The sequence below is a fragment of the Corynebacterium sp. 2571A genome (genome assembly GCF_055700935.1).
Genome location: NZ_JASTTE010000003.1, coordinates 388,496 through 403,979 on the forward strand (window position 1 = coordinate 388,496; position 15,484 = coordinate 403,979).

Below are 15,484 nucleotides of genomic sequence, written 5' to 3' on the forward strand. Positions count from 1 at the left end.
GTTGTCCTAGCCGGCGGGGCAGAAACAGTCCTTATGCTGAACCCGGATACCGCGGCGGATCGATACCCGACCGCGGTGGAAGTGAAGCCGGCCGCGGTGGAAACTAAGACCGCCGCTCCGTCCCGCCGGCGGGCTCCGCGGAAGCGAGCTAGCAAGAAATCCACTACTGAAGAAAAGTGACAATCATGGAAGGGGTGGCCCGTATGGGAATCGAACACGGGGTAGAAAACCACGGCCTTGTTGCGGCCGAGGGCGGCCCCTCCCAATCGGCACTAGACCAAGCGGTCAATGTCATTCGCACTTTGTGCGGGTGGCATATTTGGCCGGTCAAGGAGGACGTCCTTGATGAATTCATCCCGGGCGACCCGCTGATTATTCTGCCAACTCAACGGTTGGTCGATGTGTCCCGTCTAGTCGTTGATGGGCGGGAAATCGCTGATTTCTCGTTTGATGAAACCGGAATGATTTTCGCCGGCGGGGTACGCCCGCGGGCGGATAATCGTCCGCGGCGGCTTCACGTTGAGTACTTCCATGGTTTTGATTCGCCGGCTGATATTACCGGGATTGCCCGGTCTATCGCCGGGCGGGCGTCCCAGCCCCAATCGTCGTATTCGGTTGGGCGTATTTCGGTAGGGGCGCCCGGGGCGGCGACCCCGCAATCCGCGGAATGGAGGATCATTGATTCCTATAAGTTGGGGCCGCGGCCATGATGACCAGCCTGATTTTTAATCAACGCCTGGAAATCAAGAAACCGGGTTGGGTGGACTCCCCGTATTCTTCCCGCCCGGTCCGCGACCCTTCCCGTGATTCATGGGAGCCGGTCCCGTTTGGTGTGTCTGTTCAACATTCTTCCACCCGGGAAGCCGGGGTAGAACGACCCCAAGTAACGGTAACTGCGTTTTTGGTGACTCCGCCGGGTACTGATATCCCCGGGCTGGAAGCCGCCGACGAGGTCCGGGTCGGCGGCACGCTTGTTCTGCAAGTGGCCGGGGCTCCGCAACGGTGGCCGGACCCGTGGAAGCCGGGGACTGTTCATCATTTGGAAGCGGAATTGGAGGCTATCCATGGCTAGGGAATCATCGCCGCTTTTCCGGCAGCTGAACCAGGCGAAAAAGATTCAAGAACGGGTTACGGAAGTTGCCCGGGAAGTCGCCGGACAGGCTACCCGCCTTTCCCGATCGGAAGGCGGCAAGGCCACTTATTCGGTGCGTACCGGGACACGTCCGGGCGGCCGTTTTTTCGCTGATGTGGTGTCCTCGTCCCGGGCGGAAGAACGAGGGGATGAAGATACCCCGCGGATAAACGCTTTACGAAGAACAACAAGGGGGTACTGATTTTCAGTGGATATTTACCGCGAATTAGTGCCCTATATCGCCACGTTCACGCCCGTGGGCGCGGTCGATATCGAACTTCCGCACTTGTTTGAATCCGGTCCGCTTCCAGCGGTACACCTCTCCGCGGCCGGCCCCCCGGGCCGGGCCCCTAGTATGCAAAACCTTGGACTAGACCAGGTAGGGGTCGATGTTGATGTGTATTTTTCCCCCGGCGATTCTCTCAACGGGCAAGCCGCTAGTGTGCTTAGCGGTTTGCGTAATCACCTCTACCAATTCCGGCGGGGGATGGCGCGCGCGGTGGACGTCTCCCGTGCTATCCGCCTTCCGGATCGAAATCCCAACCTCCGGCGCTACGGCATGACCGTGGAACTTATTGTTCCGGCCTAGCGCCGCCCACTTTCCAATCGAAAGGAAAACCAATGTTTAAGGTCGATCTCACTCACCCCAATTTTAACGAGCAGCTCCTCTTCCTGGGCGCCACCGGAACCGTTCACTACGCGCCACTTGGCACCGACCAGCCGGAAGGAATGGGCGCCTATTCCGCCCCTTATGTCAATATGGGTTGGCTTTCCGATGAAGGCCTGACCGAGACGATTAATGAAGAAAACGCGCAGTTCACGCCGTGGCAGACCAATTCCCCAATCCGTGAATCCATTACTTCCCAGGAATTCACGTTCCAGGGAACTCTGTGGACCGTGGGAGGGCTTGCTACGGCAATGCGGTACGGCGTTCCCGAAGAAGATATGACCTACGATGAATCGGAAGAATTCGTTGAATTCGTACAGGGTGGCGAGCTGCCTAAGGACTTCCGCTTCCGTATCGCTTTCGACCTTCTCGATGGCGACAAGCACCGCCGTTTCTGGCTTCCTAACGCGTCCATCACGGATCGTTCTGATGTCACGTACCAAAAGGGAGAGCTCACCGGCTACCCGATGACGTGGCGCGCGAACGTCGATAACGAGCTGGGTTACTCGATTCTTCGCCGGTACAAGGAGGGGTGGAAGCCGGGGACCGCCGGTACTACGCTGTCCGGCGCTAACGCTCGAAACGATCTGGGCGATTGGTCCGATCCGGTCGACGGTGCCGCTGCTCCGGAACCCCGCCCCGGCGCGGGAATTGAATCCGCGGACGGTAGCGAAGAGGAGTAAAAAATAATGGGCCGCGGGAATTTTCTTAGGTTCGCCCGCGGCCCTACCCCTTGAACCTAAGCACTTTTTGAAAGGAACCTAAAACCATGGCTGAGAAGAAGAACCTTCGCGATTTTGGAAGTTTTGAACAGCTGATTGCCAAGCGTGAAGAATCACTTGGCGTTGATGGCCCGTACACCGTTGTTCCCGGTTTCGGCACGGACTGGAAGATTGCCGTTCCGCAGCTCCAGTCCGCGGATTGGAATGACCGCCTCAATGATTTGCAAGAGGACGCTAACAACAACGCGATTTCGCTTCCGGATCTTCGCGCGGAAATGGCCGATCTCGTGCTAGGCGAGCAGTCTGATGACTTCATCGCCGCGTGTAACAAGGCCGGCCAGGACCCGCTAGTCCTAATCGAAATGGTCATTGGTGAAATTAACAAGGGTAATTCGGAAAACCCTACCCGCCGGAACTCGCAGAATACCCGGAAGCGGTCGAAGCGGCGCTAAGCGCCACCTACGGCGGGGACCCCGTGGGCGAATGGTTCCGCGGGGAAATCACAACCCGCCGGCTTTCGGTGCTGTTGTCTGGCCTTCCTGATGATTCCGCGCTTCATAGGGCAATGAACAACGGCCGTACCTGGACCCAGCGCGACGCCGTTCTGTGGGCCATGGTGGGCGAAATATACCACCATGGTTCATATTGGCGATCGTCTCTGCGTATTAAAAAGCACCAGGATAAATTCAAATGGCCGGCAACCCCGTGGGAAGAGGATGACAACACGACCCGTGTTGGGCGGGTGGACTCCGGCGATGAATCCGCGGCGGTCGATTATCTGCTTCAGCTGTCCGCGCCTACTCAATAAAGCAATCTGAAAAGGGGTTTTACCGTGGCTACTGGCGACGCCGTTTATGTTCCTATCCTGCCTAGTTTTGACAAGTTTTTTGCCGAAACGAAGAAGAATTCCGCGCGCGCTGGCCAATCCGCGGGGCGGTCCTACGCGGACCAAATGGAAAAGGAAGTCAAGCGGGCGGAAAAGGCCGTAGAAACGTCCGCTCGCGCTCAAGAGCGCGCCCATGACCGGGCGGCGGACGCTGCGGATAAAACCCGCGTTGCGCAAACTAAACTCGCGGAAGTCTTAGAAGATTCTTCTGCTAAAGCGTCGAAGGTGGCGAAAGCCACGGCGGATTACGAAAAGGCGCAGCGCGATGAAGAAAGGGCTGTCAAGGCCGCGGAAACCGCTACCCGTAATCACCAAAAGGCGCAGGGGGAACTGAAGCAAAAAACTGATGAAGTTTCCCGGGCTACCGGTGTTGGGGCTGACGCTATGGGCGATTTCGCTACCGAGGCCGACGGCGCCGGGAATTCCGCGCGGCGTGCCGGTGATGGTATGGCGGACGCGGAGGGCAAAAGCAAGGGGCTGGCCGGCGGGCTGTTCGATTTGGCGAAAAAGGCCACCCTAGTCGCCGGCGCTTTCGTCGGTATCCGTGGAATTGGGGATACTATCAAGGCCGGTTTCGATAAGGTCACCTCGATCGAGGACACTACGAAATCTTTAGGTATTTTGATGGGGTCCGCTGATTCCGCCAAAACGGTTATGGATGAACTCACTGAGTCCAACCTCAAAACCCCTTACTCTTTTGATTCATGGGCCGGCGCCGGCAAAAACCTGATCGCTTTCGGCGTGGAAGCCAATAAAGTCTCGGATGTTATGACCGCGCTTGGTGAAGCGGCTTCCGCTTCCGGTAAGGGTGAAGACGCCCTTAACTCGATGGCGTCCGCTTTCGGTAAGGCGGCGGCTTCCGGCAAAATTTCCATGGAAACGATTAACTCTCTGTCCGAGGGTGGCGTTCAAGGCCTGAAGATTCTTGCGAATGAATACGGCGTGACTGCGGAAGAAATGCAAAAAATGATTTCTTCCGGCTCCGTTGAAGCCCAGGACGCGATCGATACCCTTACTGCCGGGATCCTGGAAGGCTCAAGCGGCGTTGCCGGCGAGGTTGCTTCCATGTCCGGCGTTATGGGGGAGATGGCGGAGACCACGTCTGGCCGGATTACGAACATGAAGGCCGCTTTTAATAATGCGGCGGGCGCTATTTTTGAAAAATTGGCCCCGTATATTGGTGAATCCGCGAGGGTAATTACCGATTGGGTTTATCTTGCGATTGATGTTTTCGAGCAGCAATTCGTCCCCGTAATCTCCGGTGTGGTGGATTGGGTCCAAAAACTTGTTGATTGGGGCCGGCGGAACCGGGATTGGATTGAACCCCTAGCGGTTGGTGTCGGCGTCCTGGCCGGCGCCTACAAACTCCTTGTCCTGCAGCAGAAGATCGCCATGGCAGGCGGTTTTGTGGCCTGGATTTCCCAAATGGTCAAGGCCACGAAGATTTGGACCACCGTAACTAAACTGCAGGCCGGGGCGCAAAAGGCGCTGAATCTCGTCATTAGCGCTAACCCGATGATGAAGATAGTGACCGCCATTACCGCGGTTGTGGCCGCCCTAGTGTGGTTTTTCACTCAGACCGAAACGGGACAAAAATGGTGGTCCGCAATAATGGACTCCCTTGTCGACGGCTGGAACTGGGTAGTGGAAGCAATCCAACCAGCCCTGGAATTCATCGGCACTTTGTGGAACGGCCTAGTAGAGGGTATCGGTTGGGCGTGGTCTAACATCATAAAGCCGGTGTTCGACGCCCTAGTCATAGCCGGCCAAGTGCTGTTCGCAGTTCTGGGCACTGTGGTGTTCGGCGGCCTGTTAACGGCGTGGAATATTCTTAGCGCCGCGTTCCAATTTGGTTGGACAAATATTATCCAGCCGGTGTGGGGCGCGCTGGCCGCCGCCGCCCAGTGGCTATGGACAACCGTCCTGCAGCCGGTGTTTTCTGCAATCAAAACCGGTTGGGATTGGATCGTCTTTGGTATCCAAACCGGCGTGACTATTCTGACAACGATTGTGTGGCCCGCCCTGCAGGCCGCGGCTCAGTGGCTATGGGACAACGTGTTGTCCCCAATCTTTACGTGGATCGGGGACAAGTGGAACTGGGTTGTCGGTGTCATTCGGATCGGCGTCGACTTCGTGACCCAGGTTGTCTGGCCCGCCCTGGAAGCCGCTTTACGCTGGTTGTGGGATAACGTGTTTTCCCCGATTATCTCCTGGATTGGGGATAAGTGGGACTGGCTATCTGACAAAATTACGATCGTTAAGGATTGGATCGTCGGTGTCGTGTTCCCCGCGATCGACCGTGGTTTGCAGGCGGTGAAGTCCGCGTTCCAAACCGCTGTTGATGGAATCAAGGTGATTTGGGACAAGCTGAAATCCGTTGCTTCCGCCCCGGTAAAATTTGTTGTTGAAACCGTGTGGAACAACGGCCTTCTGAAGGCGTGGAACTCGATTGCGGACCTGATTGGCAAAGATGAATGGAAGGCTAGCCCGGTCACGCTTAGTTTTGCCCGTGGTGGTGTCACGCCGGGGTATTCTCCGCGGCGGGATATACATAAATTCTGGTCTCCTACCGGCGGCGCGCTCGAACTGTCCGGTGGCGAGTCCATCATGGTTCCGGAGTGGACGCGCGCCATGGGTGGCGAAAAGCAAATTAACCGGATGAACCGGGCCGCCCGAGCCGGCAATTGGGAGGACGCTGTCCCGGTCGAAAAGCACGATAAACGTTCGGCGGCCTTCGCCCGCGGCGGGATTGTCGACCTAGGTAAGTTCGCCGGCGGCGGAATCATTGGGGCAATGACCCGAATTGTGCAACAAAAATACCCACAATTGACAATGACGTCTGGTCTACGCCCGGGCGATCCTGGCAACCATGGACGTGGTCTGGCCGCGGATTTCTCAAACGGCGGTGGAAACACCCCGGCGCAGCTTGCGCTAGCCCGTGATATTGCCCGAACCTACCCGAATTCGTTGGAGCTGATTTATGATTCCCCGGGTTGGGCCGGCAATATCAAAAACGGCCAAAATGTAGGCGCTTTCGGCCAGTTCTACACCATGGGTAACGCCGGCCCCCACCACCACCACGTTCACTGGGCCATGAACGTACCTCCGACAATGCCGTTTGGCGGTGGTGTTTTCGAAGGTGGATCTGACGGGTCCGGCGGCGGCGGTTTCTTCGACCCGGGCGCCATGGTCAAGGGAATGTGGGATCGTGTTGTTGATAAAATCCCCGGATTTTGGGGATCGGATACACACGGCAAGTGGGGTAAAATCCCGGCTGAATTCCTCAAGACGGCCGGCGGGAAAATGCTTGGTTTTCTTCAAGAACAGGCTAAAAAGTTTCTTTCGGCGTTTACCGGCGGCGGTGGCGGCGGCGGTGAACAATGGCGCGGTATGCTGATTGAGGCGTTCCGCTACCAAGGTGAAGAACCGAGGCCTGAACTTGTCGACGCTCTTGTTAGGCAAATCGGATCGGAATCGAGCGGCGATCCGAATATCGCACAGCAAATCGTCGATATTAATGGCACCGGTGAAGCCGCCGGTGTTGGACTTACGCAGGCGATTCCTACAACGTGGCAAGCCTATCGGGACCCACGGCTTCCTGATGATCGCCGCGACCCGTGGGCCCACTTGAATTTTGCTGTCCGGTATTTCCGCGATAAACACGGCTGGAATACCGGCGTTGTAGGCCAGGGGCACGGTTGGAAGTCCGGCGGCGTGTTGCCGGCGGATCTTCCATCCGCCCTTTTTGATAACGGCGGTTGGGTCCGGCCCGGTCAAACGATCGTGAACAACATGTCCGGCAAACCGGAACCCGTTTTTTCTTCGGCCCAGTGGGAAATCCTCAAGGGAAATCTGAAGCAAAATGCCTACCTCCGGCCGGCGGTGGAATCCATGGAAAAGATCGCCGGCGAGCTTAATGCCGCCCGCCGCGGCAATCACGATTACGGATACCGCGAGTTGGCCCGTGTTCTTCGAAATGAAGATTGGGCTAAAGCCGTGGTTTCCGGGGCCGCTGCTGTCGGCCGGGCCGAGCGGGGTTTCTGGGATTGGGCCCGCGCCACGGAAAAACACGGCCGTATGGGGGCCCCGGAGGACTTCGCCCGCCACTACGGTTCAATGGCGATTAATGATTACGCCGATGATTTCCTGGGCCTTGTTGGCCTTGATGGGATTGTCGGCGGCAATCTGAAGCAGTCGCTTGGGGACGTGCTGGATATTTCCCGCGATATGGCGAATTCCGAGCTCCGGCGCCGGGACGTTGATTTCTGGATTGCTCCGGTATCGTCCACGATCCTGCCGGATCACGAAATCCTGGACCAAGATGGCCGTGTCATTGGCTCGAAGCTAGAGCCGGTGAAGAACCAAGCCCCGGCTGAACCGGTCAAGGCTCCGGATACCCCGGAAGGCGATGATGATATGGCCGTAACCCCGCCGGATAGTGGGGGGAAGCAAATCACTATCGAGGTGTCCGGTGAATCGCTAACGACCGAGCAGCTCAATGAAGCCATGGGCAAGTTGTCTACCGAATTGGGCGATACAAATATTCGTGTGAAAAAGCTCGAAAAGGATAAGACCGCCAGCGTGACCGCCGGCGTGTCTGGGATTGTGTAGAAAGGAAATAGGCTAGTGGACCCCATGGTGATAGCCCGCCTGGAAGGCGTCGACGGCACACACTGGACAATTACCGGGAATCGCTCCGCGGCCCCGGTAGTGCTGGAATCGCCCAGCGGCCTAGTGGGCGCTTTCGAACGAAACTTGGTGGGCCGCTCCGACGGGGCCGGGGTCGATGTCGGCGGGGTGGCGCTGAAGCAAATTGCCGGCTCCCTTGACCTTATTTTCCTTTCGCACAATGGCCGGTCTCCGGGGCACTGGTATAACCAGTTCCTCCGGTCTTTGTCCTACACTCGGCCGGCCCGACTAGTGGTCACTGATGGTACCCACCGCGAATGGTCGTTGCCCGTGGTACTGGATACCCCGCCGGGGGAGCCGGAAAAATCTCCGTACGCCCATAATTCCGGGTTTACCCAATCGATCTCCCTTTTAGGTGTTGACGGGTACTACACGGGTGAAACCCAATCTAGATCGGGCCGGCGGGAAGTCATCCGTAACCGGGGCGACCTACCTGTGTTTCCGCGTGTCATGTGGTCCGGCTCCGGACGGACGATCGGTCTCCCGTCCGGCTCTGAAGTGTCGCTTCCCGCCGTGTCTGGAACTCACACACTATCCACTAATCCTGGTTACGGTTTTCCGGTGCGGGATTCCGCGGGGCGGATTGATACTAAAGCGCGTCAAAATATGCGCGGCCAGCCGGTTTATGGGCGCGTCGACCCGGGCGAAGAGGCCATTTTTTCCCCCGGGGACGGCGTCACGCTGTATTGGGAAGAACGAATTTTGAACCCGTGGTCATAGGAAAAGGGGAGGCGGAATGGATTGGAAAAACATCCGCGATTCTGCGCACGAACAAGGCGACGGTTGGGGGTTTTGGTTGTGCGATAAGAACATGGACCCGATCGTTGACTTACACGGCGCGCTGGATATTGAACTGACTGAAGCGGTGAATGAAACGTCCGTTGCGCGGTTCACCTTCCGCGGAGATCATCATGTTGTGGATGAACTCCTCAATCTTCATGTTGATGTGGACGCGCCGGAAAAAACCTGGAACCGTCTTGTGGATACGTCTCATTGGATTGTGGCGGAAGGGCCCGGCGGCCCGGCCGAGCGGCTAGTCTATCGGGTTGCGCGAATTAGCGACGACGCCGGCGCGGATAAATTCGGAACCGTAACCCTGGAAGCAAAAAGCCTTTATCGGTATGTGGAATCAATCGCGTGTCGCGCAGACCCGAACACGCCGCTGGCCCTGCAACTGAAATACCGTGATTTCCGGTCCGGTGATTCGCTCCGCGTTATCAAGGAGTACCTTCTGGTTAACCTTATGCGGGCTTTCCAGCCGCGGGCGATTACTGGTTGGGATCTGTGGTCTAGAAAGTCCTGGGCCCGGGTAAACTCCTCTCAGTGGGCGGCTATCGTAAACCCGGTTCATGCTTCCACTTCCACGCAAAACACGGTGTTGGACGCGCGTTTTGATTTAGCGGCGGATTTTTTCGCTGAAACTCTCGACGCCGCCGGCCTAATGCTAACGGTGGAAATGTGGCTTCCCGGGGACCCGCAACCCGCGCCGGAGCATGTAACTTTGCGGCTTCCTACATTGTGGATTGATGTTGTCCCGCGTCAGTTCGATACGTCTACTACCGGTGGGGCGCTGGATTTCTTCCGCGGTCTCGTTCGGAAGTTCGACCGTTCCCTGAATTCTCCCTATGTTGGCCTTGCTGATACCAAGTCCACGGCGGCCGGGGTGTTGCCGTGGGTTGTGTGGCGCCCAGAACACATGGCGAATGTCACGAGCGAATTTACGGTAGTGAAGTCTGAATACTCGCACGTGATTGTTGGCGGCCGGTCCCCGGAAGTGATCAACAAGCTGTTGGGCGCGTCAAGTAAGGCGGTTTTTCAGGGACTTGCGCACGCGCTGGCCGGCGCTGTCCCGGTGTTTGGGCCGCTGATAATCGCCGCCGGCACTTTCCTAGGGGAAGCCGTGGGAGATATGACGAAAGACAAACTGTTCGCGTGGCAAGAATTTGAAAATAGTGTCCGCCGCGCGGAACACGGCCGGTTTGCCTACCTGGATCAAGTCGGCTCCGGCGACGGCTGGACCCTATCGGCATTTCAACAAGGTTTCCAAATGTTACACCAAGGCGCCGGCCAGATTTCAGTTGGTTTCAATATTGATTCTCAAAAGGCCTTCAGGTGGGGGCGGGATTTCCGCGCCGGCGACCAGCAAGGCCTGGAACACCGCGGGATCATCTTCGCCACCTACGTGCAAGAAGTCACGCTGTCGTGGTCCGTGGGAGACGGCTGGAACGAACACGTACAACTTGGCGACCCCCGCGCGCGGGAATCCTGGGCCCGGGGTTATTCCCGGTCCCTGAAGTCAATTTCTAACGCGGTGGACCGCGTCAAAACTTTCATCATGTAAAGGAGTGCCAACAATGGTTGACCCGTACCCGTATCACAAAGACCCCGATCGCAACCAGCTGTCTTACGTATTCTTCAACGTTCCCGGCGTGCCCCGTTTCGACCTTGATGTTGCCGAACTTCTAGCGGATCATTGTTCAAAGCTAGGTATGGGCACGCCCGGGACGGTAAAGGAGCCAGAAATTAAGTACGACGCTCTAGGTACGTCCGGAGCGCCGTGGGAGCCGGGTGATTGGATTCCCGCCGGCGATGATCGGATGACCGTGTCGGTAACCGTGGAAGAAAAAGATATCCGGTCGATGTCGGCGGAAGAGCGCGCGGCGTATCTCGCTGAAGTGGCTTCTATGGTGGAAGCCGCGAATGACGCGGATCGGGCCGCCGAAAAACGTAAAATTGACGAAATGGCCCCTTACTCACATACCACTGAGTTACGTAACAGTGACGATAAAAACGGTGAAGCCGGAGGGGGCGATCACTAGTGGGCGTCGATCTTTCCGGCGGCTCAACTACCTCCACCCCGAACACCCCGGTTAGTTGGCTGGATACTCTCCGCGGATCCGCTCAAGGACTCGGGGATTCCTTCGGGAAGTTGTTGGAGCAATTCTTTGGTGAACGGATTGAACCAATCCGGGATGGCCAGAAGGACTTGATGGATCGTACTGATCTTCTTTCCCCCCTACTGGATTATGGTTCTACGTATCTTTCTCGCCGGCAAACCGGTACCGGCGTGTTGGATTTATCCACTCAGCTAGGTCCTATGCGCGGTTGTCGTGTATCTGGTTTCGGAATTGAGTTACTAGATAAAGGGCTGTGGGATCTGCGTTTCCACCAAATTGTTTCCTATGACCTGAATGTGTTCAAGCAGGCCGTTGAATACTCGTTGCAAGTTATCGACCCGTCCGGGAAAGTCTTTTCGCAACAATCCACGTTCGTTGAAGACACGGGCGCGAACACGCACGTGATCGTTTCGTCTGTGGTGGTCCCCGCCCCGGGCTACAAGGTGCAAGTTCGCGCGGGCCGTATTTCCGGCGCCCGCGAACACCTGGCCGGCCCTAATAACTCCCGTCTTGTGGTCCAGCATATTGCACGGGAAGTCGACGGCAAGTGGGCTAATGGTTCTGAATCATCTGATTCCGTGTCTGGAAGTGAGAATAGCTAATGACAAAAGTCAACGGTGATTTACGCTCGATTGGCGGCGCCCCATTCGAAGGGCCCGATAACTACGTGTGTATTTATTCACGCGTGACCCGACCGGGAAGCAACGGGCATGTGATCCTGGAATTGCATGACCGTATTCCTATGGAAAATTCCGGCGGAAAATTCACAACTAACCTAGAACCGGGGCCGGCGCGTATCGAATTGGAGGGCCGTGAAGTCCACGGCCAAGGTTGGGATATCGATATTCCGGCAACGGGAACTTTTGCCCTAGCTGATTTGATGGACGCTGGCACTACATGGACACCTGCCGTGGTCGGCCGGGCGGAAAAAGCCGCCCGCCGCGCGGAAGGCTACGCGGACACGGCGGAGCAGATCGCTAACCGCTTTGGTGACGTTGAAAAGGTGGATTCAGCGATTAAAGCGGCTGAAGAACTCCGGGATTCTGCTAACGATCAAATCGTCACTATTACCGGGTATGCGCAAGCCACTTCTGCGGACGCGGAAGCCGCGCGGAAGTCGGAGGAAGCTGCTAAGAAATACGCGTCACAAACCAAAACTGACGCCGGCCAAGCGGAAACGTTTTCTACCGAAGCTGCGGATAGCGCCGGCCGCGCTGAAACCGCGGCTAGCAAAGCGGCCCGGGATTTAAAGAAAATGGAAGATATCCCCACCACCACAAGCTGGGACGGGGACCGGGTAACCGTAGCCGGCAAGCAATCCCCACCGCTAACAGGACCCCGTGGCCCGAAAGGCCCTAAAGGCGACACGGGTGAAAAGGGGGACAAGGGCGAGACCGGCGCCCGTGGCCCGAAGGGCGACACCGGAAATGTAGAAAGCCACCGCCACACAACCGGCGATATTGATGGCCTAGACGAACGCCTGAAATCCCCTGTACGTTCCTTCATTATTTTCCGTGGTGAATACGCCCTTGATAGCAAAGCGGCGGAAATCGTCATCCCAACCCCTCTGTTGCGCGGCACTCTGTCGTTCAAGGCAGATTGGTCGTTTCCGGACGGCGGATACGGGGGCCTTTTCATGCCTCGAATTTTCGATCGAGATGGAAACCGCTACCGCGGCGACGCCAACGATCAGTGGACTCGTACTTCCGCTAAGGGCGGCGGCGCCTACATGTATTTTTCATCTGGCCTACCGGACCTGGTCCTACCGGACGGTTATTTTGTTGACGGCGTTGAACTGAACTTTTGGTCTAAAGGCTCAATTATCCGAGAAATCACTGTAACCGGTGACGTAGTCGCCGGCGGGGCGTCATCCGCACAACCACAGCTCGATTCCCTAGGCGCGCGCCTGGACGCGCTTCCCCCGGTGGCTTCTTCGACTAGTTCTGGTGGGCTTGTTGCGCGGGACAGTGAAGGCCGGATTTACGGTGTCGAGCCGGAATCGTCTAGTGAGGTGGCTACAAAGTCCTATGTGGATACTACGTCCGGTGTTGTGAAAGCTCGGGTGGAGGCGCGGCCTGCGCTGTTTTCTGGGGCGGGTGACCCGCCGCGCACAATTGCGGGCGCGCAGGTCGGTGATTTCTGGCTGAACGAGACAACAATGGAATTGCATAAGATCACAGGGGTGTAAGCATGGCTATCACAAGCGAACTAGTTGGGCCGCTGCAGACTGTCGGCGTAACGTTTATGCCGGAAAAAGACGTTGTCTATCGCCTACCGCGGATGACTGAGGAAATCGCGATTTTGTGGCACAAGTGGAACTCTAGTGGGGACGCGACGGTAACCCTACTGGATTGGGCGACTGGCAATGAGGTTTTTTCAGAAAAGTTTAGCTCGGGCACTGGGTCTATGCGTGAACGAACGTTTCCGGCGGCGTCGCGTGGTGACCTTCTCTTTTCCACCGATAAATCTGATACCTATATCGCGATAACGCCAATAGGCAGCTCCCGCACGCCTGACAAGGCGTAGAAAGAGTCAGGAAGGAAACATCATGGAAGAACTGAAGAATAAGGTCCACTCATTAAATGATGATGATTGGCGGGCGTTTCTAAGCTGGGCCGTTGGGCCGGAGTCGGACCGGCGGGCTGCAGCTCCGGCGGTGGAGCAAGGGCAGGCGGAAATCATCAAGGACCTGCAGGAGGCGGGGAAGCTGCCCCGCCCGGAGGCGGCAACCCTGGAATCCGTCAAGGTTGGTGAGCCCGCCCCGGATTGGGTGGACCCCGGGGTGGACCATTCGATGATGTACCGGGAAGGAGATGTTGTCCGCCATGGCGGGAAGACCGTTCGATCTACTTTTCCCGGGTTGAATCATTGGGAGCCCGGCGCGCTGAATCTTGATGGCCGTATTTGGGAAGCCGTGGAAGAACCGGAAGGTGAAGCTGGACCCGACGGCGGGTCCCCGGTCGGCGATGAAGTTGGCGGACCGGCGGAGTGGAAGGCCGGGCGCGGGTACTCCGCCGGCGACACGGTCACCTACGGCGGCCGCGTGTTTACTGTGGTTCAGCCTCATACCGCCGAGGAGGGTTGGGAACCGGTCAACACGCCGGCGCTTTTTGAGGAGGTGGAATCATGAAGAACTGGGCTACGCTAGAGCCTGATGTTTATGCCCTGGTGAACGGGAATCGGTTTAACCGCGGGCGGGCGCTTCCGATAGACCGTATTGTCATTCACCATAACGCCGGTGTACGGAATACAACGGAAGATCTTCAGCGGTTGTGGAATTATGAACGTGTTGCCTCCGCTCATTATCAAGTGGAGGCAAACGGGCGTATCGGCCAGCTGGTCAATGATTGGGATACCGCCTGGCACTCGAACAATACAAATATTAACGCGCGATCGATTGGCATTGAACACGCGAACATCGGTGGGGCGCCGCGGTGGCAAATCTCGGATAAAACGATCGAAAACGGCGCCCGCCTAACCGCGGCGTTATGCCGCGCCTACAAACTGGGCCGGCCAACCTGGGGGAAGAACGTTTTTCCGCACTCTATTTACACGTCGACTTCGTGCCCTCACCAGCTGGATCGCGGTGGGGAAGATCACGACACCTACATGGCTCGGGCCCAGTGGTGGTACGACAACCCCGGCGGGGGAGGGGTGCCGGATAAAAAGACGCAGCAACCACGGAAGGGGAATAATTCTGTGCTGTCGACAACGTATTTCAAGGACTTCATTACCGGGTTTCTAGGTCCGGTAGTCTCTGATGTCAAGGATGTCCGCCAGCAAATCACCGGCGGGCGGGACTCCGGCGAATACCCTGGTTGGTCAGTAGGCCAGCTGGTCCGCTCTTTCGGGAACCGGCCCGGGGATTACGGCACTATCCCGGAAATGGTGGCCGTGGTTCTGGACGAACAGGGCAAAATTCGCGATGAATTGGAAGAAATCAAAACCCAGTTGGGGGGTGCCCGATAATGGAATTCCGCGAAGCCGTAGCTGAAGCACTAGCTGGCCAATCGTGGTTTTTACGACGTAAAGACTCGCTAACCGCCGTGGCCGGCGGGCTATTGCAGCTGCTTAATATTTTTGCGCTAGCTGAAATCCCCGAAATGCCACAATGGGCGAACATTGCGATCGCCGGCCTTATCGTCGTGTGCCAAACCATTGTCCACGCGGCAACACCCGGCGCGATTACGCCTTCCATGGGGCACCGGCTGGAAGAGGTAGCGCCTCAACCTAGCGATGAACCCGGCGCTGATGGTTTGTCTGATGGCGCTGAGCTGGCCGTGCTTGCTGGCACTGCAACTCCAGATCGGGTTAATCGTGGGTAGTCGGCGTGTCCCGTGGTCTCTTGTGACGTCTGATGGTGTAGGGCTTTCGATTCTTGGTGTGGCTGCCGTTCTCCGTGGCGTGTCCTATCTTCCGCTTTTCGTGAATACGGATCGAAATGCCGCCCATCTGCTGGAATACATCGCCCCGCCGACGGTGTGGTCCTGG

The 15,484-nt window shown here is 57.3% G+C and carries 15 protein-coding genes; all 15 read left to right on the forward strand.

Annotated elements, in window-relative coordinates; all coding sequences use genetic code 11:
- The first annotated feature begins 203 nt into the window (after positions 1–203).
- The 15 genes from QQS53_RS08230 (at position 204) to QQS53_RS08300 (ending at position 15,318) form a co-directional block, all read left to right on the forward strand.
- Positions 204–710, forward strand: a complete 507-nt coding sequence (locus QQS53_RS08230; protein WP_472775374.1) for a hypothetical protein — start codon at positions 204–206, stop codon at positions 708–710.
- A complete protein-coding gene (locus QQS53_RS08235) occupies positions 707–1,072 on the forward strand; it encodes a hypothetical protein (protein WP_472775375.1) in 366 nt (121 codons plus the stop codon). Before QQS53_RS08230 ends, QQS53_RS08235 begins: the two co-directional genes overlap by 4 nt.
- Positions 1,073–1,753: 681 nt before the next feature.
- A complete protein-coding gene (locus QQS53_RS08240) occupies positions 1,754–2,482 on the forward strand; it encodes a phage tail tube protein (RefSeq protein ID WP_472775376.1) in 729 nt (242 codons plus the stop codon).
- An 86-nt stretch (positions 2,483–2,568) separates the two neighbouring features.
- Entirely contained in the window at positions 2,569–2,973 is a 405-nt protein-coding gene (locus QQS53_RS08245) for a hypothetical protein (RefSeq protein WP_472775377.1), read from the forward strand.
- Between the two features lie 23 nt (positions 2,974–2,996).
- Complete coding sequence (locus QQS53_RS08250; protein ID WP_472775378.1) at positions 2,997–3,329, forward strand: hypothetical protein; 333 nt, start codon at positions 2,997–2,999, stop codon at positions 3,327–3,329.
- Between the two features lie 24 nt (positions 3,330–3,353).
- Positions 3,354–8,018, forward strand: a complete 4,665-nt coding sequence (locus QQS53_RS08255; RefSeq protein ID WP_472775379.1) for a tape measure protein — start codon at positions 3,354–3,356, stop codon at positions 8,016–8,018.
- A gap of 15 nt (positions 8,019–8,033) precedes the next feature.
- On the forward strand, positions 8,034–8,816 hold the full coding sequence (locus QQS53_RS08260) for a hypothetical protein (RefSeq protein WP_472775380.1): 783 nt from the start codon (positions 8,034–8,036) through the stop codon (positions 8,814–8,816).
- 16 nt (positions 8,817–8,832) lie between these two features.
- Entirely contained in the window at positions 8,833–10,437 is a 1,605-nt protein-coding gene (locus tag QQS53_RS08265; protein WP_472775381.1) for a Gp37-like protein, read from the forward strand.
- A 13-nt stretch (positions 10,438–10,450) separates the two neighbouring features.
- The gene (locus tag QQS53_RS08270; protein ID WP_472775382.1) at positions 10,451–10,915 is read left to right on the forward strand and encodes a phage gene 29 protein family protein; all 465 of its coding nucleotides are present in this window, start codon (positions 10,451–10,453) and stop codon (positions 10,913–10,915) included.
- Positions 10,915–11,595 (forward strand): hypothetical protein, encoded by a 681-nt coding sequence (locus QQS53_RS08275; protein ID WP_472775383.1) that lies wholly within the window; start codon positions 10,915–10,917, stop codon positions 11,593–11,595. The genes QQS53_RS08270 and QQS53_RS08275 overlap by 1 nt, the downstream gene beginning before the upstream one ends.
- Positions 11,595–13,181, forward strand: coding sequence for a collagen-like triple helix repeat-containing protein (locus QQS53_RS08280; RefSeq protein ID WP_472775384.1), 1,587 nt, complete (start codon positions 11,595–11,597; stop codon positions 13,179–13,181). The genes QQS53_RS08275 and QQS53_RS08280 overlap by 1 nt, the downstream gene beginning before the upstream one ends.
- Positions 13,182–13,183: 2 nt before the next feature.
- Complete coding sequence (locus QQS53_RS08285) at positions 13,184–13,519, forward strand: hypothetical protein (protein ID WP_472775385.1); 336 nt, start codon at positions 13,184–13,186, stop codon at positions 13,517–13,519.
- A gap of 22 nt (positions 13,520–13,541) precedes the next feature.
- A complete protein-coding gene (locus tag QQS53_RS08290) occupies positions 13,542–14,123 on the forward strand; it encodes a carbohydrate-binding protein (RefSeq protein ID WP_472775386.1) in 582 nt (193 codons plus the stop codon).
- Complete coding sequence (locus QQS53_RS08295) at positions 14,120–14,962, forward strand: peptidoglycan recognition protein family protein (protein ID WP_472775387.1); 843 nt, start codon at positions 14,120–14,122, stop codon at positions 14,960–14,962. The genes QQS53_RS08290 and QQS53_RS08295 overlap by 4 nt, the downstream gene beginning before the upstream one ends.
- On the forward strand, positions 14,962–15,318 hold the full coding sequence (locus QQS53_RS08300) for a hypothetical protein (RefSeq protein ID WP_472775388.1): 357 nt from the start codon (positions 14,962–14,964) through the stop codon (positions 15,316–15,318). The genes QQS53_RS08295 and QQS53_RS08300 overlap by 1 nt, the downstream gene beginning before the upstream one ends.
- The last annotated feature ends 166 nt before the right edge of the window (positions 15,319–15,484 follow it).